22 protein-coding genes are annotated in these 24,602 nt (G+C 62.9%); 10 read left to right on the top strand and 12 right to left on the bottom strand.

The window, feature by feature from the left end:
* Positions 1-146: 146 nt before the first annotated feature.
* Positions 147-821 (top strand): ATP-binding protein, encoded by a 675-nt coding sequence (locus tag G5134_RS01695; RefSeq protein WP_065017381.1) that lies wholly within the window; start codon positions 147-149, stop codon positions 819-821.
* On the opposite strand, the gene G5134_RS01690 is transcribed toward G5134_RS01695, so the two are convergent.
* Genes G5134_RS01690 through G5134_RS01670 form a run of 5 tightly spaced genes read right to left on the bottom strand, consistent with a single transcriptional unit; the run spans position 818 to position 7,299 of the window.
* Complete coding sequence (locus G5134_RS01690) at positions 818-2,020, bottom strand: HD-GYP domain-containing protein (RefSeq protein WP_017778514.1); 1,203 nt, start codon at positions 2,018-2,020, stop codon at positions 818-820. The two genes, G5134_RS01695 and G5134_RS01690, sit on opposite strands and share 4 nt — an antisense overlap.
* Positions 1,959-4,619, bottom strand: coding sequence for a response regulator (locus tag G5134_RS01685; RefSeq protein ID WP_065017382.1), 2,661 nt, complete (start codon positions 4,617-4,619; stop codon positions 1,959-1,961). The genes G5134_RS01690 and G5134_RS01685 overlap by 62 nt, the downstream gene beginning before the upstream one ends.
* A complete protein-coding gene (locus G5134_RS01680; protein ID WP_065017383.1) occupies positions 4,620-5,690 on the bottom strand; it encodes an ATP-binding SpoIIE family protein phosphatase in 1,071 nt (356 codons plus the stop codon).
* A gap of 5 nt (positions 5,691-5,695) precedes the next feature.
* Positions 5,696-6,067, bottom strand: a complete 372-nt coding sequence (locus tag G5134_RS01675; protein WP_065017384.1) for an anti-anti-sigma factor — start codon at positions 6,065-6,067, stop codon at positions 5,696-5,698.
* 11 nt (positions 6,068-6,078) lie between these two features.
* Entirely contained in the window at positions 6,079-7,299 is a 1,221-nt protein-coding gene (locus tag G5134_RS01670; RefSeq protein ID WP_065017385.1) for a PAS domain-containing protein, read from the bottom strand.
* A gap of 141 nt (positions 7,300-7,440) precedes the next feature.
* Between G5134_RS01670 and G5134_RS01665 the strand changes: the two genes are divergently transcribed.
* The gene (locus tag G5134_RS01665) at positions 7,441-8,133 is read left to right on the top strand and encodes a helix-turn-helix domain-containing protein (protein WP_082969981.1); all 693 of its coding nucleotides are present in this window, start codon (positions 7,441-7,443) and stop codon (positions 8,131-8,133) included.
* Here the strand turns inward: G5134_RS01665 and G5134_RS01660 are convergent.
* Positions 8,099-8,518 carry a hypothetical protein gene (locus tag G5134_RS01660; protein ID WP_065017386.1) on the bottom strand — a complete coding sequence of 140 codons (420 nt, stop codon included), beginning with the start codon at positions 8,516-8,518 and terminating at the stop codon, positions 8,099-8,101. The two genes, G5134_RS01665 and G5134_RS01660, sit on opposite strands and share 35 nt — an antisense overlap.
* Positions 8,519-8,733: 215 nt before the next feature.
* On the opposite strand from G5134_RS01660, the gene aphA reads away from it, so the two are divergent.
* Positions 8,734-9,444: an acid phosphatase AphA gene (gene aphA / locus G5134_RS01655; protein WP_065017387.1), complete on the top strand. Its 711-nt coding sequence runs from the start codon at positions 8,734-8,736 to the stop codon at positions 9,442-9,444.
* A 63-nt stretch (positions 9,445-9,507) separates the two neighbouring features.
* Here aphA and G5134_RS01650 read toward each other — a convergent pair whose 3' ends face one another.
* Entirely contained in the window at positions 9,508-10,353 is an 846-nt protein-coding gene (locus G5134_RS01650; RefSeq protein WP_065017388.1) for a neutral zinc metallopeptidase, read from the bottom strand.
* Between the two features lie 107 nt (positions 10,354-10,460).
* Entirely contained in the window at positions 10,461-10,724 is a 264-nt protein-coding gene (locus tag G5134_RS01645; RefSeq protein ID WP_005308154.1) for a hypothetical protein, read from the bottom strand.
* A gap of 173 nt (positions 10,725-10,897) precedes the next feature.
* Here G5134_RS01645 and G5134_RS01640 point away from each other — a divergent pair, with 173 nt between their 5' ends.
* Together G5134_RS01640 and G5134_RS01635 are read left to right on the top strand one after the other, a co-directional pair.
* Positions 10,898-11,719, top strand: coding sequence for an HDOD domain-containing protein (locus G5134_RS01640; protein ID WP_065017389.1), 822 nt, complete (start codon positions 10,898-10,900; stop codon positions 11,717-11,719).
* A 117-nt stretch (positions 11,720-11,836) separates the two neighbouring features.
* Positions 11,837-12,358 carry a GNAT family N-acetyltransferase gene (locus G5134_RS01635; RefSeq protein WP_065017390.1) on the top strand — a complete coding sequence of 174 codons (522 nt, stop codon included), beginning with the start codon at positions 11,837-11,839 and terminating at the stop codon, positions 12,356-12,358.
* 110 nt (positions 12,359-12,468) lie between these two features.
* Here the strand turns inward: G5134_RS01635 and G5134_RS01630 are convergent, their stop codons facing one another.
* Together G5134_RS01630 and G5134_RS01625 are read right to left on the bottom strand one after the other, a co-directional pair.
* Complete coding sequence (locus G5134_RS01630; protein WP_005308161.1) at positions 12,469-12,645, bottom strand: hypothetical protein; 177 nt, start codon at positions 12,643-12,645, stop codon at positions 12,469-12,471.
* Positions 12,646-13,116: 471 nt separating this feature from the next.
* Entirely contained in the window at positions 13,117-14,394 is a 1,278-nt protein-coding gene (locus G5134_RS01625) for a cation:proton antiporter (protein WP_065017391.1), read from the bottom strand.
* 203 nt (positions 14,395-14,597) lie between these two features.
* On the opposite strand from G5134_RS01625, the gene metH reads away from it, so the two are divergent.
* Together metH and rimK are read left to right on the top strand one after the other, a co-directional pair.
* Complete coding sequence (gene metH, locus G5134_RS01620) at positions 14,598-18,281, top strand: methionine synthase (protein WP_065017392.1); 3,684 nt, start codon at positions 14,598-14,600, stop codon at positions 18,279-18,281.
* Positions 18,282-18,520: 239 nt separating this feature from the next.
* Positions 18,521-19,417 carry a 30S ribosomal protein S6--L-glutamate ligase gene (rimK, locus tag G5134_RS01615; protein WP_005308166.1) on the top strand — a complete coding sequence of 299 codons (897 nt, stop codon included), beginning with the start codon at positions 18,521-18,523 and terminating at the stop codon, positions 19,415-19,417.
* Positions 19,418-19,615: 198 nt separating this feature from the next.
* Here the strand turns inward: rimK and G5134_RS01610 are convergent, their stop codons facing one another.
* A complete protein-coding gene (locus tag G5134_RS01610) occupies positions 19,616-20,845 on the bottom strand; it encodes a sensor histidine kinase (protein WP_065017393.1) in 1,230 nt (409 codons plus the stop codon).
* A gap of 43 nt (positions 20,846-20,888) precedes the next feature.
* Entirely contained in the window at positions 20,889-21,557 is a 669-nt protein-coding gene (locus G5134_RS01605; protein ID WP_016349215.1) for a response regulator transcription factor, read from the bottom strand.
* Between the two features lie 90 nt (positions 21,558-21,647).
* Here G5134_RS01605 and G5134_RS01600 point away from each other — a divergent pair, with 90 nt between their 5' ends.
* The 3 genes from G5134_RS01600 (at position 21,648) to G5134_RS01590 (ending at position 24,347) form a co-directional block, all read left to right on the top strand.
* On the top strand, positions 21,648-22,064 hold the full coding sequence (locus tag G5134_RS01600) for a hypothetical protein (protein WP_065017394.1): 417 nt from the start codon (positions 21,648-21,650) through the stop codon (positions 22,062-22,064).
* An 85-nt stretch (positions 22,065-22,149) separates the two neighbouring features.
* Positions 22,150-22,623, top strand: a complete 474-nt coding sequence (locus G5134_RS01595; RefSeq protein ID WP_017783202.1) for a hypothetical protein — start codon at positions 22,150-22,152, stop codon at positions 22,621-22,623.
* A 260-nt stretch (positions 22,624-22,883) separates the two neighbouring features.
* Positions 22,884-24,347 carry an aerolysin family beta-barrel pore-forming toxin gene (locus G5134_RS01590; RefSeq protein WP_421231843.1) on the top strand — a complete coding sequence of 488 codons (1,464 nt, stop codon included), beginning with the start codon at positions 22,884-22,886 and terminating at the stop codon, positions 24,345-24,347.
* Positions 24,348-24,602: the final 255 nt, after the last annotated feature.

Genomic DNA, 24,602 nt, shown 5'->3' with positions numbered 1-24,602 from the left:
CCGACCTGTAAATCGCACAATTCGCAACACTGTCTTGCAGCTTTTTGGTGCAGCAAGACGAGGGTGGGCACCGCGCCCGGGGCAAATGACAACCAAGGTGCACCGGCTGGCCGCCAGTGCCCGGCCACCGGATTGCTGGAGATATCATGACGAAAACCAAGGTGCTGCTCTCCTGGAGCAGCGGCAAGGACAGCGCCTGGGCGCTGCACACATTGCGGCAGGATCCTGCCATCGAGGTGGTGGGGCTGTTCACCACCCTCAACCAGGCGTTCGAGCGGGTGGCCATGCACGGGGTGCGCAAGCAGTTGCTGCTGGCGCAGGCCGAATGCGTGGGATTGCCGCTGACCACCATCGACCTGCCCTGGCCCTGCAGCAACGAAGATTACGCCCGCATCATGACCGACTTCATCGCCGACGTGGTGGCACAGGGGATCCGCCACATGGCGTTTGGCGATCTCTTTCTCGAAGACGTGCGCGCCTATCGGGAGCGGCAGCTGGCGGGGACGGGGATCACGCCGTTGTTTCCGCTGTGGGGCAGCAAGACAGGTGAGCTGGCGCAACAGATGATGGCGGCAGGGCTCAGGGCCAGGATCAGCACCCTGGATCCGCGCAAGCTGCCTGCCACCCTCGGCGGGCATGAGTTTGATGCGGCCTTGCTGGCGACGCTGCCCGACGGGGTGGACCCGTGCGGCGAGAACGGCGAGTTTCATACCCTGGCCTGGGATGGCCCCATGTTCCGCCAACCGCTGGCCATCCGGACCGGCGAGACGGTGGAGCGGGACGGATTCGTCTTCACCGATCTGCTGCCCGCCACTACCTAGTCGCGGTTGGGCTCCCGCTCGCCCTTGTCGTCGTTGTAGCGCAGGGCGATTTCGTGGAACTGCTGGTGGATGGAGGCAAAGGCGTCCGTGATGTCGGGGTCGAAGTGGTTGCCCCGCCCCGCCAGTATGATGGGCACCACCTCCTGGTGGGACATGGCGGCCTTGTAGCAGCGCTTGCTGATGAGGGCGTCGTACACGTCGGCCAGCGCCATCAGCCGGGCCGAGAGGGGGATCTCGTCGCCGATCAGACCGTAGGGATAACCGGTGCCGTCCCACTTCTCGTGGTGGTAGCAGGCGATCTCCTTGGCCAGCCGCAGGAACTCCACCTCCACCCCGAGCGCCTCCTCGGCGTGGACGATGGCCTCCTTGCCGAGGATGGAGTGGTGTTTCATCTGGGCAAACTCCTCTTCATCCAGCTTGCCGGGTTTGAGCAGGATGCGGTCCGGTACGCCGACCTTGCCGATGTCGTGCAGGGGGGCCGACTTGAACAGCAGATCTATGGTCTTGGGGGTCAGCTCGGCATGAAAGCGGGGGTGATCGCAGAGGGTCTCCGCCAGCAGCCGCACATAGTGCTGGGTGCGCAATATGTGGTTGCCGGTCTCGTTGTCGCGGGTTTCGGCCAGCGAGGCGAGGGAGTGGATGGTGATGTTCTGGATCAGCTCGTTCTCCCGGGTGCGCCGCTCCACCTCCTGTTCCAGGTAGGCGTTCTGATCGTGCAGCAGATCCCGCGCCGCCTTCAGCTCCAGGTGGTTTCTGACCCTGGCCAGCACGATGGCGGGGGAGATTGGCTTGTGGATGTAGTCGACGGCCCCGAGTGCCAGGCCGTGCGCCTCCGCGCTCTCCTCCACCTGGGCGGTCAGGAAGATCACCGGGATCTCCCGCGCCTGCGGCATCTCCTGTAGCGCCTGCATCACCTGGTAGCCATCCATCTGGGGCATCACCACGTCGAGCAGGATCAAGTCCACCCGGGGGCCGGTCGAGAGGATCTCCAGCGCCCGCTGGCCGCTGATGGCAATCTTGACCCGATAGTGGGGGCTGAGCAGGGCGCTGAGCAGGGAGAGGTTCTCCGGCGTGTCGTCGACCACCAGCAGGGTGGGTTTGGTATCTGGATCCAGCAAGTTGAGCATGATGGTGCCCTCACTCTTGGTTGAACAGATCGGGTCTGAGGGCCCGGACTTGTTGCAGATGAGCCAGTGCATCGTCGAAACGAAAACGGCTCATGGCCTCACCGATGGCTGACGCCCTCTCCCCCAGCAGGGGGGCGAGCCGGGCCTGATGGCGCTGAAACAGGGTGAAGGCTTCGGCATCATCCTCCAGCAGCAGCCCGGTGAGCCGGTTCAGCAGGGGAGCGGCATCGATCTTTTCCTGTTCGGGCTGCTCGGGTACTTCGTCTGGCAGCAACTGCAGCAGCCCCTGCGCCAGTTGTGCTTGCAGTTGCAGCCCCTGTTCGGCCAGTGGCAGCATAGCGGCAGCCTCGTCGCCCCGGGTGATGGCGTTTTCCAGTGTGGCCGCGATCTCCTGCAATGATTCGGCGCCCAGGGTGGCCGCTATTCCCTTGAGGGTATGGGCATGCCGGTGTGCCTCTTCCCGTTCGTCTGCCTGCAAAGCGGTCAGCAGGCTTGCCATGGGTTGCGTACCCTGCTGGGCGAAGCGCAGCAGCAGATCCTGATACCAGCCCCAGTTGTTCATCAGCCGCTGCAAGGCCCGCTCGGCATTGAACCCGAGCTCGCACAGCTGTGGCAGCAACGACGATGCCGGGGGCGGTTGCGACGTCTTGAATCTGGCCCCGACCTCGCGGCTGAAGGAGGTTGCCCAGCGTTGCAGGGCGTCATAGAGCTTGTCGGGATCGATGGGCTTGGCGATGTGATCGTCCATGCCGGCGGCGAGGCAGCGCTCGCGATCGCCGGCCATGACGTTGGCGGTCATCGCCAGGATCGGAATGTGTTGCCCGGTTCCCTCTTGTTGGCGCAGTTGCCGGGTGGCGGCCAGCCCATCCATCACCGGCATCTGCATGTCCATCAGGATCAGGTCGTAGGGAGCCTTGGTTGCCATATCCAGTGCGATGGCACCATTGCTGGCCACGCTCACTTTGGCGCCGACCGCCTGTAGCAGCTCCAGCGCCACCTGTTGATTGAGCTCGTTGTCTTCCGCCAGCAGGATCTGCAGGCCGTCGAAGCGATAGTGATGGGTCGCCTGATGCTTGAAGGAGAGGGTCGCGGCCTGTTGCCCGAACAGGCCGATGACGGTATCGAACAGCACGGAGGCGCAGACCGGCTTGACCAGTACCCGATCAAAACCGGCAGCATCGGCCTCGCGAAAGATCTCCTCGCGCCCGTAGCCGGTCACCATAACCCGGTAGGGGCGCCGGCCCGCACCTCGGGCGATGAGACGGCGCCCCGTCTCGATGCCGTCCAGTCCCGGCATGCGCCAGTCCAGCAGCACCACCTCATAGGGGGTTCCCTGCTGCTCGGCATCCGCGATCATCTGCAGGGCCTGTTGGCCGGACTCTGCAGTGTCCACCACAAAGCTCATGCCGCGCAGCAGAGCGGCCAGTATGGTGCGGGCACTGGCGCTGTCGTCGGCCACCAGCATGCGGCGGCCGCGCAGATCCAGGCTCGGCAGATAGCGGGATCTGCGCCTGCCACGGCCGAGCCTGGCGGTAAACCAGAAGGTGCTGCCCTGGCCCGGCTCGCTCTGTACGCCCACCTCGCCCCCCATCAGGCCCGCCAGCTTGCGGCAAATGGCAAGGCCAAGCCCGGTGCCACCGTACTTGCGGGTGGTGGAGCTGTCCGCCTGCTGGAAGGATTGGAACAGTCGCTGCTGCTGCTCCTGGCTCATGCCGATCCCGGTATCCTGCACCGAGCAGTGCAGCAGTACCTCCTGCGGCAGCTTCTCCAGACAGCGGACCTTGACCAGGATCTCTCCCTGCTCGGTGAACTTGACCGCGTTGTTGGCGTAGTTGATGAGGATCTGGCCGAGACGCAGGGGATCGCCATAGAGCAGGGTGTCGAGCTGGTGGTCGACCTCGAACAACAGCTCTATGCCCTTGGCTTCCGCCTTTTCACCCACCAGGGTGGCGAGGTTTTCCAGCACGTGGTCGAGATCGAACTCGATCCGTTCCAGATCCAGCTTGCCCGCCTCGATCTTCGAGAAATCCAGGATGTCGTTGATGATGCCGAGCAGGTGCTGCGCGGCACGCTGGATCTTGCTGACATAGTCGAGCTGCTGCGGATCGAGCCGGGTCTGCAGGGCGAGGTGGGACATGCCGAGGATGGCGTTCATGGGGGTGCGGATCTCGTGGCTCATGTTGGCGAGAAATTCGCTTTTGGCCCGGGTCGCGCTCTCCGCCAGTTCATAGGCCTGCTCCAGCTCCTGGTTCTTGGCCTGCATCACTGCAAACAGCTCTTCCCGGGTCGGTTCGGCGAACTGCTGCTGCATCTGTTGTTGCCGCCTGGCATCTGGCCAGTGCGGCAACCGGCAGACCAGGGCGAGGAGATTGTCGGCGTGCACCTCCAGCCGGATGCTGCCCGGATGCATGTCGGCAGGGGCGGGGGAGAGCGGGACATCGGCCGTGAGGGTGAGCCACAGCTCCTGCGCCTCTGGTTCCAGCCACAGCTGCAGTTGCAGTGGATCCGAAGTCGCCATCAGCTGGCGCACCAGCTCTGAGGTTGCCCCCGCCAGCGGAGCCACGAAGGTCGGCGATTTGTCGAGGCAGGTGAGCACCTGGATCACCTTGCGCCGGGCGGTGAGGGCCGCCGCAGGGCCGGACAACAGGGTTTCACCGATCAGTTGCCGCATCTACTTCTCCTCTGCCGGCAGCACGCGCAACACGATGCAGCTGGCATCGTCGGTGCTGCGGCCGCTGTGGGCGATGACCTGGTGGGCCAGCGTGGCGGGGTCGGCGGCAAGATCCAGTGCGCCGTCGCGCAGATTGAGGGATTCGCTGATGCCGTCCGAGTAGAGCATCACCACGTCTCCGGCGACGAGGGGTTGGCGCTGCAGCAGGGGGGTGGGGAAACGCTCCCCCAGCACCCCGTCGCGGGAGATGCCGCGCCAGGGGGCGTGACCGCGCAGACAGATGCGGGTATTGCCGATGCCGGCATAGCTCAGTTCACCCCGCTCGCCGTTGACCAGCGCCACGCCGGCGGCGGCGCCCCGGGTACCGATGCAGCGCTGGTGCAGCAGTTGCAGCAGACGGGCGGGTTCCTGTTCACGGGTCTGCTGCAACGTCGCTTCCAATATCTGTACCAGCTGGTTGGCAGAGGCGCCGTGACCGCTTACGTCGATCAGGACCAGCGACACCCCCTCGGGCCCCGGCCGGATGAACGCCAGATCGCCGGAGACTCGCTCCGGATAGCAGGGGCGGTTCTCGCTGGCCCATGCCAGGCCAAGGCCGGCATGCTGCTGCCCCGTGCACGAGAGGGGAGAAACCGGCCTTGGCTCCACGGGGGCCGCACCCAGCCACTTGCGGGCCTGTACCAGAGTCCCCCCCTCCGGCGGGGTGCTGATGGTGAGTTCAGACATCATGCGCTGCACGCCGGGCAGCCCCAGCCCCAGGGTACCCGAGGTGCTGTAGTGCTCTTGCATGGCTTGATGTATGTCGGGGATGCCGGGGCCCTGATCGCGGGCGATGATGTCGATGCAGGGGCCTCCTCTGGGATGGTGGAGGGTAAGGGTGATCTCCCCCCGTTCGGCATACTTCAGGATGTTGCTGCCAAGCTCGGATACCACGGTGGAGAGCATGGTGCGATCCACCTCGGAGAGGTCGGCGATGAAGGGGAGGCGACGTACCGCCATCACCGTCAGGTGCAGATCGATGTCGTGACGCAATGGGTAGCGGGCCTGCTGGGTGCTCAGCTCCTGCGCCATAGTGCCTACTCCTCGCCCTTGAGGGTACGGGCATGGGCGAAGGCGTCGTCCATGTCGAGAAAGCAGCGCAGCGACCCCGGCTCGGCGTCGGCCAGCGCCAGAAAGGCGGCGATCCCCGCATTCAGCCCCACCAGCAGGCAGACGGCTCCCAGCAGGCGACACACCTCGGCCAGTTTGCGAACCTGCCGAAACTCGTGGTGATCGAGCAGCATGACCCCGGAGAAGTCGAGCAGCACCGCGTGCTGGCGCCACTGCACCAGCCGCAGGGAGAGTGCCTGCGTCAGTTGCTGCATGCCTTCGTCACCGAGGTCTGGCCGCATGCTGACGACGATGCAGCCAGCCACGTCGGCGATGCCCAGATCGTTGTTGAGCAACATGGGCGGCGCTCCTAGAGGGTGGATCCGACCCGCTTGAGGGCGATCTCGAACGCATCCCGCAGGGTCGCCGTGGTTCGGATATCACCGACCGAGACCCCCAGCTCCACCATGGTACGGGCGATGGCTGGCGAGACGCCTGAGATGATGGCCTCGCACCCCATGAACTGGGTGGCCTTGGTGATCTTGATCAGCTGATTGGCGACCCCGGTGTCCACGGTGGCGACCCCGGCGATGTCCAGCACGAAGACCCGGGCCCGGGTCTCGGCAATCTTGGTCAGCGACTTGTTCATCACGTCGGCGGTGCGCATGGAGTCGATGATCCCCACCAGCGGCAGCAGCAGGATCCCGTCCCAGATAGGGGTCACCGGGGTCGACATCTCCTGCAGCGACTTGTGCAGCTCCTCGCGCACCCTGGCGGCCTCTTCGGCCTCCTCCATGGCGCGTTTGAGCTGATGATGCTGCTCCACCTGAGCCGTGATGTCGGTGGCAAACTTGACGATCTTGCTGGGTTTGCCGGTCAGATCCAGCACCGGGTTGTAGGATCCCTGGATCCAGACCTCCTGCCCCTGTTTGCCGATCCGGCAGAACTCTCCCGCCAGGTATTCGCCGCGGCGCAGGGTCTCCCAGAAGGCGCCATAATCGGCCGACTGGGCATAATCAGGGGCGACCAGCAGCCTGTGGTGTTTGCCTTTCAGCTCATCCAGCTGATAACCCACGATCTCGAGAAAGCGCGGGTTGGCATCGAGAATGGTGCCATCCAGCGAGAACTCCACCTTGCCCATGACCCGGCTCAGGGCGTTGAGCTGCCCCTCGAAGTTGGCATTGAGCTGTTTCTGCTCGGTCAGATCCATGCTGTATTCGATGATCCGGCTCAGCGCGCCCTGCTCGTCCAGCAGGGGGCTGCAACTGCCCCGCAGCCAGATGTCCCGGCCGTGCCGATCCAGCCGGTGAAACTCTCCCTCCTGCTCCCTGCCCGCCTTCAACGCCTCCCAGTGGGCGGCATGAGCAGGCGAGTCGAGCACGTCGTGCGGCAACAGCATGGCGTAATGCTGGCCCTTGAGCTCGCTTAGCTGATAGCCCATGATGGCGAGAAAACGCGGGTTGGCGTCCAGGATCTGCCCGTCAGGAGAGAGTTCGAGTCTGGCCATCAGCTGGTCGATGGCATCGAGCCTGGCCTGGGGTGAAGAGGGAGTCGCTGTGTTCGGGTGGGCAACGGCGGTGTGCACGTCCATGGCATCTCCAATAAAAGGCGCAATTGACTTGAATGTCACTAGAAAGCGTACAGCAGTTATAGCCCACCGGGACGAGAGCGTGGGACAAGAAGTGCCGAAAGAACCTGTCTGCGGGTGGGCCCTGGGCCTGGGGGCTTCGTCATGAACCTCCTGTATCGCGACTACCCCCAGGGGGCACTCACGTCCCTTCACTGTCACGACGGCCCGCAGTTTTGCTACCTGCATCGGGGCGGCGGCGTGATCAGCAGTGAGGCGACAGGCGTGCTGCTGGTGGCGGGTCAGCTCTGTCTGATCCCGGCCGGGCTGGCCCATGAGTTCAGGGTGCTGCGCCACTCCCAACTCAGTCTGGTCTATCTGGATGACCTGGATGGAGGGGGCGAGTTGACGACCCGCCAGGTGAGCCCGCTGCTGGCCGGCCTGTTCGATCGGCTGGCAGACATGGCGGAGCCGGGCCTCAGGGATGCCTATCTGACGGTACTGGCAGCCGAACTGAGACAGACGTCGGCGGCGACCGGATTCATGTTGAGCGCGGGGCTGGATGTGCGGCTGCTGCGGGTGCTGGAGCGGGTCTGCAGGCGCCCTTCCATCGAATACGGGCTGGCGGAACTGGCTGCCGGTTCAGGGGCTTCGGTGCGCACCCTCAACCGGCTGTTCAGCCAGCAGCTGGGCTGCAGCTTTCGACAATGGCGACAACAGGTGGTGATGGGTCGGGCCCGCCAGTTGCAGCAACAGGGCCAGCCGCTGTCGCGGATAGCCCTTGAGCTGGGATACGGGGATTTCAGCGCCTTTTCTCACGCCTTCAATCGCTGCTTGCGGGAACCGACGGGGCCGTGAGGCGGGAGCCGAGATCCCGGTCGGCCGGCTCCCCCGCCAGCAGGCAGGTCAGTTCATCGGTGTGGCTCAGGCGCTCGCCCTGAAAGGTGAACAGGGCGCTCACCTTGCACTCGAGCCGTGCGCCGTCGTGACGCCAGGCCCGCACCCGATGCAGGGAGTGCACCCGGTTTCCCTCTGCCAGCAGCGAGAAAAAACGGATCTCGCAGCGGGCCAGGCTCTGGCGCAGGGCCAGCAGGTGTTGCTCGAAGGCGGCGCGATCCAGCCGCTGGTCATCCACCAGCTGGACATAGTCCGGGCAGAACCAGTGATCGAGTTCGGCCGGGGTGAAGTCGGGGGCGCAGATGACCCGGTTGAGGCAGGCTTGCAGCCGTTGCTTGTAATCCATGATGGGCTCCTGAGTGGATGGGAGCGGCCAGTATGGGGCCTGTGGTCTGCTCCGACCTTGGCGTCTACGCCATCCTGTTTGGCGATTGCGCCAAGATGGGGGCTTGCGGTAGTGATGCGTGCCACCTGGCCCTGTTTTGTGGCGGGTTTCACGGTTTCCTGTGCCGGCATGGGGCAGGATCGGCCCCCTGTTTCCTTCATGTGACGAGTCGTATCATGTCCGCATTGCCCCGTTTTGCCCTGCTTGCCTCCCTGGTTGCCGCCAGCCTGACCCTGCCTGCCGTGGCCGTCGAAGCTCCGGTCAGTCCTGCCGGTGTCACTGCGGTGACTCTGTCCCAGCAGGCGCCCATTCACTGGGTGTCGGTGGCGCAGATTGCCAGGAGCCTGGATGGGTTGCCGCCGATGGCGGTCGGTTTTGACATAGACGACACCCTGCTCTTCTCCAGCCCGGGGTTTTATCGCGGCAAGCAGGAGTTCTCCCCCAACGACGAGAGCTACCTGAAGAACCCGGCCTTCTGGGAGAAGATGAACAACGGTTGGGACGCCTTCAGCGTGCCGAAAGAGGTGGGCAAGGCGCTCATCGCCATGCACCTCCAGCGCGGCGATCACATCTATTTCGTTACCGGCCGTTCGGCCACCAAGACCGAGACCGTCAGCCAGACCCTGCAGCAGACCATGAATATTCCGGCCGACCAGCTCAACCCGGTGATCTTCGCCGGTGATCAGCCGGGCCAGAACACCAAGGTGCAGTGGCTCAAGGAGAAGCAGATGAAGGTCTTCTACGGCGATGCCGATGGCGACATCAAGGCCGCGCAGGAGATCGGCATTCGCGGCATCCGGCTGCTGCGCGCGGCCAACTCCACCTACCGGCCGCTGCCGCTGGCTGGCGCGTTGGGGGAGGAGGTGATCGTCAACTCCCAGTACTGATCTTCATCCCTGCATGAGAAAAGGGGCCGGATCCTGTCAGGATCCGGCCCCTTTTTTGGGCGTCTAGCGGGTGGCGAAGGTGTTGCAGCTGGCGGGTTTGCCACTGTCGAAGCCGCGCTTGAACCAGGCGTAGCGCTGGGCCGAGCTGCCGTGGGTGAAGCTGTCCGGGATCACCCGGCCCTGGCTCTGCTGCTGCAGACGATCGTCGCCGATGGCCTGGGCGGCGTTGAGCGCCTCCTCCAGATCGCCGGTTTCCAGCACCTGTTCCCGCTCCATGTAGTGGCCCCAGACGCCGGCAAAACAGTCGGCCTGCAACTCGAGTTTGACCGACAGCTTGTTCTGCTCGGCCCGGCTCAGCCCCTGCTGCTGCTCACGCATCTTGCGCTCGATGCCGAGCAGGTTCTGCACGTGGTGGCCCACCTCGTGCGCCACCACGTAGCCCTGGGCGAAGTCGCCGTCGGCTCCCAGCTTGTCGCGCATCTCCTGATAGAAGGAGAGATCGATGTAGACGGTGCGATCCGCCGGGCAGTAGAAAGGCCCCATCACCGACTGACCCTGGCCGCAGCCGGTACGGGTTGCGCCGCGATAGAGCACCAGTTTGGGGGCCTGATAGCGGCTGCCGCTCTGCTGGAAGATCTCGCCCCAGGCATCCTCGGTGGAGGCGAGCATCACCGAAGTGAACCTAGCGAGGGGATCCTTGGCCGGCTGAGACATCTCCTGACGCTGGGGCGGGGTCTGGGATGCCGGCTCGTTGAGCAGGGGGGAGAGATCCACCCCGTAATAGCCGGCCACCATGACCACCACCAGCAGGATCAGACGCCCCTTGCCGCCGATGGGGAGCCCGCCACCGCCCCCCTGCTGGCGCCTGTCTTCCACATTGTTGCTCTCGCGGCGATCTTGCCAGCGCATATGCTTGCTCCCCTGCTGTCCGGTGGCAGTAATGATAATGGCTGGCGGGGTGGCTTGCCTAACGAGAGCAAGTCGGCGGCCGGGTTGCCGCCGGCGGGCAAGAAGGTTTATTCGGCCCAGGGCATCTCGGGCAGGGAGTCCAGAAACTGGCCGTAGCGCTCGAGGTTGAAGGGGCCCTGATCCGCTTCCATCGCCATCAGCTCGGCCCCCAGGGCGCAGGCGATATACTGCAGCGCCTCCTCGCGCGGGGTGCCCTTCATCACCAGCCGCATCAGGGTAGCCTTGACCTGCAGCGGGTGGCCGTCGCTGAGCTGGTTGTCGACCATCTCCAGCAGGGTTTGCTCGTCGAAGAACTCGGTGGGTTCGCTCATGTGCTGTGCCTCGTCATGTCATAAGGAATGCCAGTATAGCGATATAGCCATTAACACATTGAAATATTTCGATAAAAACATTTCTGTATGGGCTGTTTTTGTTACTCATAATTAATGTGGGTTTGCGGTCTGCAAACGACAACCATCATGAAATCGCATGGACGGATACCAATATGCCCACCATAGACTCGCTGTTATCCAAGCCCCAGAACCTGCCCAACGTGCCCGAAGTCATGCGCGAACTGGTGCAGACCTTCAATGAGAAAGAACCGGATATCCTGTTGATTGCCAAGAAGATCAACAAGGATCCGGTGATCTCCGCCAAGCTGCTGCGGCTGGCCAACTCCGCCAAGTTTGGTGGCAGTCGCCAGGTTGCCACCGTCAACGAGGCCGTGGTGCGGCTCGGGGTCGACGTGGTGCGCAACATGGTGCTCGCCTGCGGCCTGACCGGTTCCATCAATGCGGTGCCCGGCATCGATCTCAAACATTTCTGGGGCAAGGTATTCGACGTGGCCGAACTGGCCAGACGGCTGGCCAAGCTCAAGGGCATGAAGGGGGAGGAGGTGTTCACCTGCGCCCTGCTCTACGACATGGGACGGCTCATCATGCACGTGGGGCTGCCGGAGAACATGGTGAACCACATCAAGGATCTGGAGCCCAGCAAGGGGCGCGCCAAGGCCGAGGAGCTGGTGGTCGGCTTCAACTATGCTCAGACCGGGGCCGAGATGGCCAGGCGCTGGCAATTCCCCCTGAGCATCTGCCATGCGGTGGAGTATCACTACAACCCCTTGCTGGCCAAGGAGTTCTCTGCCGAGGCTGCGATCATCCATCTGGCCATCGCACTGGCGGCGCAGTCGGATGTGGGGGAAGCGGCACCGCCCGAGTGGCCAACCCAGGTGGCCGAGCGACTCGGCCTCGCCTGGCCCGACTGCGCCGCCGTGTTCGTGGCGCTGCGCGAGCAGGGCAACGGTTATGCCGGCTTGCTGGCGGCCTGACGCCACCCATTTCATCGACCAGGGCCGCACCGCGGCCCTTTTTCATGGTGACGGCCTTGCCAATGAGCGGTTGCGGGGGCAGTCTTGGGGCCTGTCTCTTCTAAGCGAGCCCTTGCCATGATCCTCTCCGAGCGCCTGGAACTGCGCGAACTGGCGGTTGCCGATGCCCCCTTCATTCTCGAACTGCTCAACGATCCCGACTTTCACCGCTACATCGGCGATCGGGGCATCCGCACCTTGCAGGATGCTGAAAACTACATCCAGCAGGGGCCGGCGGTCAGCTATGCCCGTCATGGTCACGGTCTCTATCTGGTGGCAAGGCGCAGCGACGGGACCAAGCTCGGCATCTGCGGCCTGATCAAGCGCGATACCCTGCCTTGTGAAGACATCGGCTACGCCTTCCTGCCCGCCTGGCGCGGTCAGGGTTATGGCATCGAAGCGGCGCAGGCGGCGCTGCAGGATGGTCGGGAGCGGCTCGGCATCGAGCGAGTGGTTGCCATCGTCACCCCTGGCAACGCGCGTTCGGTGGCGCTGCTGGCCAAGCTGGGGCTGGTGCAGAGCCGGTTGGTCAAACTGGCCGAGGATGCGGATGAGTGTCTGTTGCTGGAGGCTGAAGGGAGAGAGACTTGCCCGATCTGAGGGGCTGTGGCATGGCTGGCAGGATATCAGCAGGGCCGGGGAAATGAGGCAAAGAGGCCGCCGTGAGTTGCGGCCTGTCTGCATCGGGCGCTGCCGGTGGGCAGGCAGGATCAGTTGAGCTCTTCGATGGAGAACTCGCCGGCAATGCCGTCACAGGAGACGGCGAAGCCGCCGCTGAAACGGGTGCTGAACTGGATCAGAAACGCATCATAGTCGTGCTCTTGCACGGGCAGGTTGATGGGCTTGCTGCGACGCAGGGGTTTGCGAGTTTGTACGCTTTTCATCATGGTATTTCTCTATATAAATTAAGTTTTGGCTCCTTGTATTGGCAAATGTCAGGTCGATGGGCGCGGCCAGCTGTAAGCTGACGGGCGCGCAGGAATACCCAGCCCGGTTCAGGGGCGTCTGCACTTTCAAGGAATGCGCCAAGGACCACGCGGATGCATGATGCTACTTGGGAGTGGGCAGATCGGGTCTGCACCGTGAGAGCCGGGCAACGCAGGCGGACAGCCTGAACGGTTCTCAGGGCGAGTAAATCAGAAGAAGGTTATGCGGGTACTGACAGGATTCATCGTGAGGTGAAGCATTGCAGGGCAAACATAAACAGGGCTGATTAACTAGCCGGCGCGCATTCTCTCCTCGACATGGGTAAAAAGCAAACAATTATTTGCAGTTTTTCCTTGATGGCCGTCTGTCGGCCACAAAAAGGGCTCCCGAGGGAGCCCTTTTTTCATCACCAGGTGACGTCAGCCGGCGACTCAGTAGTGGCCGCTGGCCTTCTTGGCGGCGGTGATCATGGGGGTGATGGTCATGCCCTGTACCACGATGGAGAACATCACCACCGAGTAGGTCATCACCAGGATCACTTCCCGCAGGTCGACGCCGTGTTCCGGCAGCATCATGACGCCGGACGGCAGTGCCAGCGCCATCGCCATGGCCAGACCGCCGCGCAGACCGCCCCAGGTGAGGATCCGCACCGAGAACTTGTTGTAGCTGCGGAACTTGCGGAAGGCCACATAGGGCAGCGACACGCTGATAAAGCGGGCGGCCAGGCAGAGCGGCACCGCGATGACCAGCAGGATCCAGTCTTGCCAGGCCAGATCCAGCAGCACCAGCGCCAGACCGATCAGCAGGAACAGCAGGGCGTTGAGGAACTGGTCCATCAACTCCCAGAAGTGATCCAGGTGATGGCTGCTCTGTTCGGAGAAGCCGCTGTGACGAGTCCAGTTGCCGATCATGATGCCGGTCACCACCATGGCCAGAGCGCCGGAGACGCCGATCATGTTGGCGAAGGCGAAACCGGCGGTCGGGATGCAGAGGGTCAGCAGCAGCTCCAGCGATCCGTCATCGGTGGCGCTGATCATCACGTGGGCGATGAGACCCAGCACGGCACCGAACAGGATGCCGCCGAGGGCCTCATGCAGGAACAGGCCGGCCACGCTGCCGAAGGTGGGCTCGACGCCGCCAAATGCCACGGCAAACACGGTGGCGAAGATCACCAGCCCGACACCGTCATTGAACAGCGACTCCCCCTCGATCTGGATGGCGATCTGGGGTGGTGCCTTCATCTTCTTGACGATGGCCAGCACGGCGATGGGGTCGGTGGGGGAGATCAGGGCACCGAACAACATGCAGTAGACCAGCGGCACGTCCCAACCCAGCAGCTTGGCGATGAACCAGAAGCCATAGCCGATGAGGAAGGTGGAGAGCAGGGTCGCCAATATGGCCAGAATGGTGATTTCCCACTTCTGGCTGCGCAGGGCTTTCAGGTTGATCCCGAGACCACCGGCGAACAGCAGGAAGCCCAGGATCCCCTTCAGCAGGAAATTCTGGAAGTCGATGCTCTCCATGGTCTTGACGGCCAGGGGTTCCAGGTTGAACCAGCCCAGCTTACCGAACAGCACCATCAGCGCGGAGATCAGCATGGAGCCCGCAGTGATGGCGATGGTGGTCTGGATCTTCACAACATACTGATTGGCAAAGGCGATAAAGATCGCCAACGCTGCCAGGAAGCAGAGTGTGTAGTAGACGCTCATAGTTATTTTTCTCTTTAGTAAACAGCAAGCACGTATCCCTATTGAGGACGGGCATAGGGTACTCTTGGGTCACATGTTACTCATTACCCATTTGTGAGTATATAGAGCGCCAATATAGACAGATAGACGGCTAGATTTCCATTTGATTTGTTTGCTGTTAGGATGCTGTTTACGCAGTTGCATGGATGTAAGAGGAACGAGCGGTGTCGAACAAAAAGTCGGATGTGACAAACAAGCTGGAAGCCTGCCTCAGGGAGCGGATCCTGATCATCGACGGGGCCATGGGCACCATGATCCAGGGCTACAAGCTCGGTGAGGCGGACTACCGGGGGGAGCGGTTTGCCGACTGGCATACCGACATCAAGGGCAACAACGATCTGCTGGTGCTGAGTCGCCCCTCTGTAATTCGCGAGATCCACGATCAGTACTGTGCCGCCGGCGCCGACATCCTCGAGACCAACACCTTCAACGCCACCCGCATCGCCATGGCCGACTACGAGATGGAAGATCTCTCGGCCGAGATCAACCGCGAGGCGGCCCGGCTGGCCCGCACCGTGGCGGACGAGTGGACCGCCAAAGAGCCCCACAAGCCGCGCTTCGTGGCCGGGGTGCTGGGGCCCACCAACCGCACCGCTTCCATCTCGCCGGACGTGAACGACCCCGGCAAGCGCAACGTCACCTATGACCAGCTGGTGGCCGCCTACACCGAATCGACCCATGCCCTGATCGAGGGCGGTGCCGACATCATCCTGATCGAGACCATCTTCGATACCCTCAACGCCAAGGCGGCCGCCTTCGCGGTGGACCTGGTGTTCGAGGAGTTGGGCTACAGCTTGCCGGTGATGATCTCCGGCACCATCACGGACGCCTCCGGCCGCACCCTCTCGGGCCAGACTACCGAGGCCTTCTACCATTCGCTGCGCCACGTCAAACCCGTCTCCTTCGGTCTCAACTGCGCGCTGGGGCCCGACGAGCTGCGTCAGTACGTGGAGGAGCTCTCCCGCATCAGCGAAACCTTCGTGAGTGCCCACCCCAACGCCGGTCTGCCGAATGCCTTCGGCGAGTACGACCTCGACGCCGCCGAGATGGCGGAACATATCCGCGAGTGGGCCCAAAGCGGCTTTCTCAACCTGGTGGGCGGCTGCTGTGGCACCACCCCGGCCCACATCCGCGCCATGGCGGACGCCGTGGCGGGCATCAAGCCTCGCGCCCTGCCGGATCTGCCGGTGGCCTGCCGGTTGTCGGGCCTGGAGCCCCTCATCATCACCCCTGAATCCATGTTCGTGAACGTGGGGGAGCGCACCAACGTCACCGGCTCGGCCAAGTTCAAGCGGCTCATCAAGGAGGGTCTCTATGACGAGGCCCTGGATGTCGCCAAGCAGCAGGTGGAGAACGGCGCCCAGATCATCGACATCAACATGGACGAGGGGATGCTGGACGCCGAGGCGGCCATGGTGCGCTTCTTGAACCTCATCGCCGGCGAGCCGGACATCGCCCGGGTGCCGGTGATGATCGACTCCTCCAAGTGGGAAGTGCTGGAGGCCGGCCTCAAGTGCGTGCAGGGCAAGCCGGTGGTCAATTCCATCTCCATGAAGGAGGGGGTGGACAAGTTCATCGAGCAGGCGAAACTGCTGCGCCGCTACGGCGCCGCCGTCATCGTGATGGCGTTCGACGAGGTGGGGCAGGCCGATACCCGCGCCCGCAAGTTCGAAATCTGTCAGCGCGCCTACCGCATCCTGGTGGATCAGGTGGGCTTCCCGCCGGAAGACATCATCTTCGACCCCAACATCTTCGCGGTGGCGACCGGCATCGACGAGCACAACAACTACGCGGTGGACTTCATCGACGCGGTGAAGGACATCAAGGAGAACCTGCCCCACGCCATGATCTCCGGTGGCGTCTCCAACGTCTCCTTCTCGTTTAGGGGCAACGAGCCGGTGCGCGAGGCGATCCACGCCGTCTTCCTCTACCACGCCATCAAGAACGGGATGGACATGGGGATCGTCAACGCCGGCCAGCTCGCCATCTATGAAGACATCCCGGCCGAGCTCAAAGAGAAGGTCGAGGCGGTGGTGCTCAACCTCAACGACAACGCCACCGAGGAGCTGCTGGCCATTGCCGAGAAGTATCGCGGTGCCGGCGCCCAGGCGGAAGATCCGCGGGAGCAGGAGTGGCGCAGCTGGCCGGTGGGCAAGCGGCTCGAACACGCCCTGGTCAAGGGCATCACCGACTTTATCGAGGAGGACACCGAAGAGGCGCGCGCCGGGGCCGAGCGGCCGCTGCACGTCATCGAGGGGCCGCTGATGGACGGCATGAACGTGGTGGGCGATCTGTTCGGCGCCGGCAAGATGTTCCTGCCCCAGGTGGTGAAGTCGGCCCGGGTGATGAAGCGGGCGGTGGCCTACCTGCAACCCTACATCGAGGCGGAGAAGTCCGGCGGCTCCAGCAACGGCAAGATCGTGCTGGCCACCGTCAAGGGCGACGTGCACGACATCGGCAAGAACATCGTCGGCGTGGTGCTGCAGTGCAACAACTTCGAGATCGTGGATCTCGGGGTCATGGTGCCTTGCGAGACCATCCTCAAGACGGCGCGGGAGGTAGGGGCTGACATTATAGGTCTGTCGGGCCTCATCACCCCGTCGCTGGACGAGATGGTGCATGTGGCGAAAGAGATGGAGCGCCAGGGCTTCAAGCTGCCGCTCTTGATCGGCGGTGCCACCACCTCCAAGGCGCACACCGCGGTGAAGATAGAGCAGAACTACTCAGAGCCCGTGGTCTATGTCTCCAACGCCTCCCGCGCCGTGGGGGTGGCCCAGAGCCTGCTGAGCGAGGATCTCAAGGAGGCGTTTGTCGCCCGCATCGACAAGGAGTACGAGATTGCCCGGGAGCAGCACGCCCGCAAGCAGCCGCGTTCGCGCCCCATCACGCTGGCGGAGGCCCGCGCCAACCGCCATCAGCTGGACTGGGTGGGCTATGAGCCGCCGGCGCCCCGGGAGCCTGGTGTGCAGAAGTTCGAAAACGTGCCCATTTCGGTGCTGCGCTCCTACATCGACTGGACGCCGTTCTTCCTCAGCTGGGAGCTGGCGGGCAAGTTCCCCCGCATTCTGGAAGATGAAGTGGTGGGGGAGGAGGCGACGCGCCTCTTTGCCGACGCCAACGCCATGCTGGATCAGCTGGAGAAGGATGAGAGCGTGCGCTGTGCCGGCATCATAGGCCTGTTCCCCGCCAACGCCGTGGGGGACAGCATCGAGGTCTACACCGACGAGTCGCGCACTGAAGTGAAAAAAGTGCTGCACCACCTGCGCCAGCAGAGCGAGAAGCAGGGCTTCCCCAACTACTGTCTGGCGGACTATGTGGCGCCGAAAGAGAGCGGCAAGCCCGACTGGATCGGCGCCTTCGCGGTGACCGGCGGCATCGGTGAAGAAGCCATCGCCAAAGCCTACAAGGCCGAGCACGACGACTACAACGCCATCCTCATCCAGGCGGTGTGCGACCGTCTGGCGGAAGCCTTTGCCGAGTACCTGCACGAGCAGGTGCGCAAAGTGCACTGGGGCTATGCCCCGGACGAGGCGCTCTCCAACGAGGAGCTGATCCGCGAGAACTATCGCGGCATCCGCCCGGCGCCCGGTTACCCGGCCTGCCCGGAGCACACCGAGAAGGGCAGTATCTGGGAGCTGCTGGGCGTGGAACAGGCCATCGGCATGCAGCTCACCGAGTCCTATGCCATGTGGCCGGGGGCGGCGGTGTCCGGCTGGTACTTCTCCCACCCCGACAGCAAGTACTTCGCGGTGGCCCAGATCCAGCGGGATCAGGTGGAGGACTACGCCGTGCGCAAAGGGATGACCCTGGCAGAGGCCGAACGCTGGCTGGGGCCGAACCTGCATTAAAGGGGTGGCAACCGGGTCAATCCCGATTGATCCTGAATGAACGACGGCGGCATCCTGTACTGGGGGACAGACCAGTCTGGTGCCGCCGTTTGACAAGCTAGTGACGGCGGGATGGCAGCGCACGTTTCTGTGTGGTTTGTCTTGTTGTCAGGAGAAACAATTGGCGTTGTCTTGGCGCTGTGGCACTTTATACTCTCCCGCCCCATCCTGCCCAGGCACTGCCTCCTAGCGGAATTGTCATGAAGATCGCCATTTTATCCCGTGAGCCGAAAAACTACTCCACCCGCCGTCTGGTCGAGGTGGCGCAGGCGCGCGGTCATCAGGTCGAAGTGCTCGACACCCTGCGCTGTTACATGAACATCGCCTCCCACAACCCCTCCATCCATTACGAAGGACGGGAGCTGGAGAGCTATGATGCGGTGATCCCGCGCATCGGGGCCAGCATCACCTTCTACGGCACCGCCGTGCTGCGCCAGTTCGAGATGATGAACACCATGGCGCTCAACAGCTCGGTGGCCATCTCCCGCTCCCGCGACAAGCTGCGGGCCATGCAACTGCTCTCCCGCCACGGCATCGGCCTGCCGGTGACCGGCTATGCCCACAGCACCCACGACGTGCCCGACCTCATCACCATGGTGGGCGGCGCACCGCTGGTGGTGAAGCTGCTGGAGGGAACCCAGGGGATCGGCGTGGTGCTGTGCGAAACCCAGAAGGCCGCCGAGAGCGTGATCGAGGCCTTCATCCAGACCAACAACAACATCCTGGTGCAGGAGTACATCCGCGAGGCCAACGGCGCCGACATCCGCTGTCTGGTGGTCAACGGCAAGGTGGTGGCCGCCATGCGCCGTCAGGCCCAGCCGGGGGAGTTTCGCTCCAACCTGCATCGGGGCGGCACCGCCGAGGCGATCAAGATAAGCCCGGAAGAGCGGGCCACCGCGGTGCAGGCCGCCAAGATCATGGGGCTGGACGTGGCCGGGGTGGATATCCTGCGCAGTGCCCGCGGCCCGCTGGTGCTGGAGGTCAACTCCTCCCCCGGCCTGCAAGGGGTGGAGGCTGCCTCCGGCAAGGACGTGGCCGGCAAGATCATCGAGTTTCTCGAGCTCAAGGCGAGTCGCAAGCACAAGCCGGCGGAGTGACGCCAGGCTTGTCGCCAACGCATTGCAAACAGGGCGCCTTCGGGCGCCCTGTTGTTATCCGGCGGGTGCAGTCCGGTGGTGCAGGGTCATCGTTGCTGGCCTGCGGTTGTCACCGCGAGCTGTGATGGCTTGCCAGGGGGAGCCTCCCTTCTCCCGCTATTTTGAATAGACGGGGAGAAGGGCCGGGGATGAGGAGCGCTATGCCTTCGTGGGTTCGTTGGTGATCATCGCCAATCGGGCACTGAAGATGCCCTCTTCCAGCCGGGTCTCTATCTGCCAGCCCAGCTTCTCGCAGATGCGCTGGATGATGGTGAGGCCGCAGCCGTAGCCGAGGATCTGATCCGGCGCGGCAGCGGTGGGGTTGCTGATGGTGAGCAGGGGGCCGGTCAGCTCGATGTCGATGTGCCCCTCGGCGTAGCTGAGGGCATTCTTCAGAAGGTTGCCGAGCGCAATGGCGAGCAGGGAGAGGGGGGCCAGCGCCTCGCTCTCATCGTCCAGCTGCAACCGGATATCCAGCTCCTCCCGCTGCAGCAGCGGGGCGAGGCGGGCCAGCTCCCGGCGTATGAGCGGTGCCACCTGCTGGGGCGGGCGCTCCACCTCTTCCTTGCGGCCCAGCAGCAGAAAGGTCTCGGTGAGCAGCGCCATCTCGTCGGCGGCGGCGCGAATGCGGGTGGTGGCGCGGGCGGCGGGGGCGGGCAGATCGCTCACCTTGCCGAGCAGGGCGGCCGAGCCCTGGATCACCATGTTGGGGGTGCGCAGCTCGTGACTGGCGAAGCGGCTGAACTCCTGCTCGCGGGCAAACACGGCCGCCACCTCCTGTTTGCCGGCCAGCAGCGCCAGCTCGATGTCCCTGAGCTCCTGCCAGGGGGCGTCGGGCACGAAGTCCGCCTGATCCGGGGTGAGGTGAGCGACCCGCTGTTGCAGCCGCAGCAGCGGCCGGGTGATGTGGCGCACCAGCCAGATGCCGAAGCCGATGCAGCCGAGCAGCAGGGTCAGCCCGATCAGCCGGGTGGCCAGGTGCAGCTGATCCTCGTAGGGATCCAGGTAGTCGTCGGCGTCGTCGTTGAACACCAGATAGAGCAGCCCCTTACCGGACGGATGGGGCCGCACCAGGAAGTGTTTGTCCTCGTCTCCCAGCACGTGTTCGTAGAAACCCGGGCTCTGGTAGGGCTTGAGCCAGACCGGCAGGCGGCCGGCCTCGGTCCAGTAGCTGGAGAATTGGCGCGGGCTGGGGGCGGGAGCCGCCATGCCGAGCCGCAACCAGTCGTCGCCGTAGCGGGTCACCTCCGCCTCCAGCCAGTGGCGCAGGCTGAGCTCCTCCATCTTGTCCTCGGCCACCACCATCAGCAGGCTGATGATGATCAGCAGCAGCAGGCCGGCACCGCTCAGGGTGAGGATCAGGCGACGGCGCAGGCTGGGCAGGCTCATGACGGCCTCCCCGCGGGCAGAGTCAGGCAGCGCTGGCGGGTCATCATGGGGTCACCAGCCGATAGCCCTGACCGTGCAAGGTTTCCAGCATGGGGGTAGGGAAGGGCTTGTCGAGGGCATTGCGCAGGGCATAGATGTGGCTGCGCAGGGCGTCGGAATCCGGCTCCTCGTCGCCCCAGACGGTGTCGAGCACCTCCTGGCGAGTGACCAGCGCGGGGGCCCGGCGGGCCAGCAGGGTGAGGATCTGGAACGGGATCTTGCCGAGCTTGAGCTCGACCCCGGCCCGGGTGGCGCGGCCACTGGCGGGATCCAGGGTCAGCTCGCCCACGCACAGGGCTCCCATGTCGCTGCGCGGGCCGCGCAGGGCCAGCGCCTGCAGCCGCACTTCCAGCTCCTCCATGGCGAACGGCTTGACCAGATAGTCGTCGCCGCCGGCCTTGAAGCCCGCCAGCTTGTCGTCCAGGCTGTCACGGGCGGTGAGAAACAGCACTGGGGTCGGGATCCCCTGCTCCCGCAGGCGGGCCACCGTGCTGAGGCCGTCGAGGCGCGGCATCATGACGTCCATGATGATGACGTCGAAGCGCTGCTCGGCCAGCAGCTGCAGGGCCGCTTGGCCGTGGTAGGCGCAGTCCAGCCGGTGGCCCGCCAGCTCCAGATAATCCATGATGGTTTCCGCGACCTGGGGATTGTCTTCCACCACCAGTATTTTCATGCTTTGATCTCCTGGTCTTGACCGCCATTTCACGGTCATCTCACACCGGATGAGGCATCCTGTGTGGCAGTGTAACCCCGAGGATCCCCGATGAAGAAGTCTCTCTGCACTCTCCTGCTGCTGATCTTGCTGCCATTCGGCGCTGCGCAGTCGGCGGAGTTCAAATTGACCGGCCGCACCACCTGGCAGCTGGGCCAGCTGATGGTCAACGGCATTCCCTTTGTGCTCGACGAACAGACCCGCTTCAAGGACGGGCTGAGAGAAGACGATCTCGGCGGTACCTGGGTCGACCTGGAAGGGGTGGTCGAGGGCGATCTGCGGCGGATCCGCGAGGTCGAAGCGCTGGAGGAGGATGACGAGATGGATCTGGAAGGGCCGGTGGAGCAGGGGCGGATCTGGGGTTATGTCACCTCGGACGATAGCCTAGCCCCGTTCGAAGGACGCTGGCTGGAGCTGGAGTGCAAGTTTGACGGCATGCGCCTGAGCCGCTGCCGCGAGGATGATTGACGCACGGCAAGACGAACCGGGCGGAAAAAACCACTCAGCGGGCCCATAGTTAAACCTCGCACGGTTTCACTATGGGCCTTTTGCTATGACACGCACCTCCCTCCTGCTGCTGGCACTGCCGCTCTGCGCGCTGGCTGCCGATGGCGAACTCTGGCTGGTGGAGCTGGAACACAACGATGGCCTGCGCCTGCAGTTTCAGGGGGCTGAGGTGGAGCTTGGGAGCGCCCCGGTCTGGCGGCTTGGTGAGCTGTGGCAGCACCCCTTGCGGCCGGGGGATCACCTGGCCCTGCAGGTGACTGATGGGGTGGCTACCCGGATTGAGCTGCTGGCGGCCGGATCTCCGGCGATATCAGGCCGTTGGCAGCGGGCAGAGGATCGTTTGCGATCCTTCGATGGTCGGCACCTGGTGCTGGCTACACTCGGCACCTTGTCGCTCGACCGAAATGTGCGTTGGGTCAACGGTTCGGCTACCGACTTGCACGAGGGTAGTGCGCTGGTGCTGCTGCGTTCTGCAGATGGAATTTTACGTGAGATAACCATAATTAATCCGGAAGAGTAATTCAGGAACTTCTTATTTAATAAACGCCGTCATGTCCTGGATTGATATTAAATTATCCCACCAGAACAATTATGATTAATCCCTCAATAAAGTTGCCGCTCTAATTATTTTCCCGCCTTATATATATTTTGTTTGTCATGGATGAATTTTGGTGGTTTATTTTGTCTATGGCGGGGCTCATTGGAGTTCATGCCTGTCAAAATGAAAGGTGTTATTTCTGCATAATAAAAGCTATCGTCTGTCTGAAAGAGGAATAAATGATGAATAAAATAATAACAGCCAATCTGGCGCTGTTGGCATCTTTATTGATGCTCGTCCAGGCCCAGGCGGCTGAGCCAGTCTATCCTGACCAGGTCAAATGGTTCGGTCTGGGGGAGGGGGTCTGTGCCAGCGGCTATCGCCCCCTTACCCGTGATGAAGCCATGAGCATCAAGGGCAATCTGGTCAGCCGTATGGGACAGTGGCAGATTACCGGGCTGGCCAATCGCTGGGTGATCATGGGACCTGGATATAATGGAGAAATAAAACAGGGTACGGCGGGTGAAACATGGTGTTACCCCAACTCCCCTATCTCTGGAGAAATTCCTTCCCTCTCCGCATGGAATATTCCGGCAGGTGATGAAGTCGATGTGCAATGGCGAATGGTGCATGACAAAGATTATTTCATCAAACCTGTGAGTTATCTTGCCCACTATTTGGGATACGCCTGGGTGGGCGGGAATCATAGCCCCTATGTCGGGGAAGATATGGATGTGACCAGGCTCAGCGATGGCTGGTTGATAAAGGGAAATAATGATGGTGGTTGCTCTGGATACCGTTGTGGGGAGAAAAGTTCCATCAAGGTGAGCAACTTCTCGTACACGCTGGAGCCCGATTCCTTCAGTCATGGCCAGGTTACCGAGAGTGGCAAACAGCTGATCAAGACCATCACCGCCAATGCGACCAACTACACGGATCTGCCTCAGCAGGTGGTAGTTACCCTTAAGTATGACAAGGCCACCAACTGGTCCAAGACGGATACCTACAGTCTCAGCGAGAAGGTCGGCATCAAGAAGACGTTCCAGATCCCGCAGGTTTCCAGCACTGAATACTCGGTCGAGATTTCTTCAACCCAGAGCTGGGCCGAGCAGAAGGGGGGAGCGACCACCGAGACCGTGTCGGTCGAGGCTCGCCCCACTGTGCCACCCCACTCCAGCGTGCCGGTGCGCGTCGCTCTCTACAAGTCCAACATCTCCTACCCCTATGAGTTCAAGGCCGAGGTGAATTATGACCTGACCATGAAGGGGTTCCTGCGCTGGGGAGGCAATGCCTGGTACACCCATCCGACCAATCGTCCGACCTGGGAACATACCTTTGCCGTTGGCCCGTTCCGCGACAAGGCCAGCAGCATCCGTTATCAGTGGGACAAACGCTACATCCCGGGTGAAGTGAAGTGGTGGGACTGGAACTGGACCATCGGCGAGTATGGCCTGTCGACCATGCAGAATAACCTTGGCCGCGTGTTGCGTCCGACCCGTTCGGCCGTGACCGGCGACTTCTATGCCGAAAGCCAGTTTGCCGGCGATATCGAGATTGGGCAGCCCCAGACTCGCGCCGCAGCGGCTGTTCAGCAACGAAGCGCTTCTACCGAAGGGGTGGCTCTCACCGCTCTGGAACTGGATCAGGATACGCTTGCCAGCGAAGGCTTTGGCAATGTGACCCTGACCATTACTCCAGCTCAATAATCCTCTTTAGCAGGCCCCTTCATGGGGTCTGCTTCTTGTTTCTGGTGACCTCTTCGACGACCCATGTCCTATTGTGGCGGCAGTGCAACCTGCGTCCTTGATATCAAGGTTGTTCACTCCCTAAACGAGGCCGCCGGCGGGTGAATGGTATCCAAGCCTGCCTGTCATCAGGTCTAAAACGAGAGCTATCTCGTGACGAACAGGGTTTTCAAGTGGAGATCTTGATAGCCAGCCCAGAGGATAAATGGATAGAGC

This window comes from Aeromonas sp. 600276 (assembly GCF_049175815.1).
GTDB lineage: Bacteria > Pseudomonadota > Gammaproteobacteria > Enterobacterales > Aeromonadaceae > Aeromonas > Aeromonas dhakensis.
The sequence above is the reverse complement of the archived record's forward strand: the minus strand, read 5'-3'. Positions and strand labels throughout refer to the sequence as shown.

What these genes read in the sequence shown, in the direction of transcription:
- G5134_RS01695 (WP_065017381.1), top strand. Translation starts at nt 147, where the DNA reads ATGACGAAAACCAAGGTGCTGCTCTCCTGGAGCAGCGGCAAGGACAGC.
- G5134_RS01690 (WP_017778514.1), bottom strand. Translation starts at nt 2,020, where the DNA reads ATGCACTGGCTCATCTGCAACAAGTCCGGGCCCTCAGACCCGATCTGT.
- G5134_RS01685 (WP_065017382.1), bottom strand. Translation starts at nt 4,619, where the DNA reads ATGCGGCAACTGATCGGTGAAACCCTGTTGTCCGGCCCTGCGGCGGCC.
- G5134_RS01680 (WP_065017383.1), bottom strand. Translation starts at nt 5,690, where the DNA reads ATGGCGCAGGAGCTGAGCACCCAGCAGGCCCGCTACCCATTGCGTCAC.
- G5134_RS01675 (WP_065017384.1), bottom strand. Translation starts at nt 6,067, where the DNA reads ATGTTGCTCAACAACGATCTGGGCATCGCCGACGTGGCTGGCTGCATC.
- G5134_RS01670 (WP_065017385.1), bottom strand. Translation starts at nt 7,299, where the DNA reads ATGGACGTGCACACCGCCGTTGCCCACCCGAACACAGCGACTCCCTCT.
- G5134_RS01665 (WP_082969981.1), top strand. Translation starts at nt 7,441, where the DNA reads ATGAACCTCCTGTATCGCGACTACCCCCAGGGGGCACTCACGTCCCTT.
- G5134_RS01660 (WP_065017386.1), bottom strand. Translation starts at nt 8,518, where the DNA reads ATGGATTACAAGCAACGGCTGCAAGCCTGCCTCAACCGGGTCATCTGC.
- aphA (WP_065017387.1), top strand. Translation starts at nt 8,734, where the DNA reads ATGTCCGCATTGCCCCGTTTTGCCCTGCTTGCCTCCCTGGTTGCCGCC.
- G5134_RS01650 (WP_065017388.1), bottom strand. Translation starts at nt 10,353, where the DNA reads ATGCGCTGGCAAGATCGCCGCGAGAGCAACAATGTGGAAGACAGGCGC.
- G5134_RS01645 (WP_005308154.1), bottom strand. Translation starts at nt 10,724, where the DNA reads ATGAGCGAACCCACCGAGTTCTTCGACGAGCAAACCCTGCTGGAGATG.
- G5134_RS01640 (WP_065017389.1), top strand. Translation starts at nt 10,898, where the DNA reads ATGCCCACCATAGACTCGCTGTTATCCAAGCCCCAGAACCTGCCCAAC.
- G5134_RS01635 (WP_065017390.1), top strand. Translation starts at nt 11,837, where the DNA reads ATGATCCTCTCCGAGCGCCTGGAACTGCGCGAACTGGCGGTTGCCGAT.
- G5134_RS01630 (WP_005308161.1), bottom strand. Translation starts at nt 12,645, where the DNA reads ATGATGAAAAGCGTACAAACTCGCAAACCCCTGCGTCGCAGCAAGCCC.
- G5134_RS01625 (WP_065017391.1), bottom strand. Translation starts at nt 14,394, where the DNA reads ATGAGCGTCTACTACACACTCTGCTTCCTGGCAGCGTTGGCGATCTTT.
- rimK (WP_005308166.1), top strand. Translation starts at nt 18,521, where the DNA reads ATGAAGATCGCCATTTTATCCCGTGAGCCGAAAAACTACTCCACCCGC.
- G5134_RS01610 (WP_065017393.1), bottom strand. Translation starts at nt 20,845, where the DNA reads ATGAGCCTGCCCAGCCTGCGCCGTCGCCTGATCCTCACCCTGAGCGGT.
- G5134_RS01605 (WP_016349215.1), bottom strand. Translation starts at nt 21,557, where the DNA reads ATGAAAATACTGGTGGTGGAAGACAATCCCCAGGTCGCGGAAACCATC.
- G5134_RS01600 (WP_065017394.1), top strand. Translation starts at nt 21,648, where the DNA reads ATGAAGAAGTCTCTCTGCACTCTCCTGCTGCTGATCTTGCTGCCATTC.
- G5134_RS01595 (WP_017783202.1), top strand. Translation starts at nt 22,150, where the DNA reads ATGACACGCACCTCCCTCCTGCTGCTGGCACTGCCGCTCTGCGCGCTG.
- G5134_RS01590 (WP_421231843.1), top strand. Translation starts at nt 22,884, where the DNA reads ATGAATAAAATAATAACAGCCAATCTGGCGCTGTTGGCATCTTTATTG.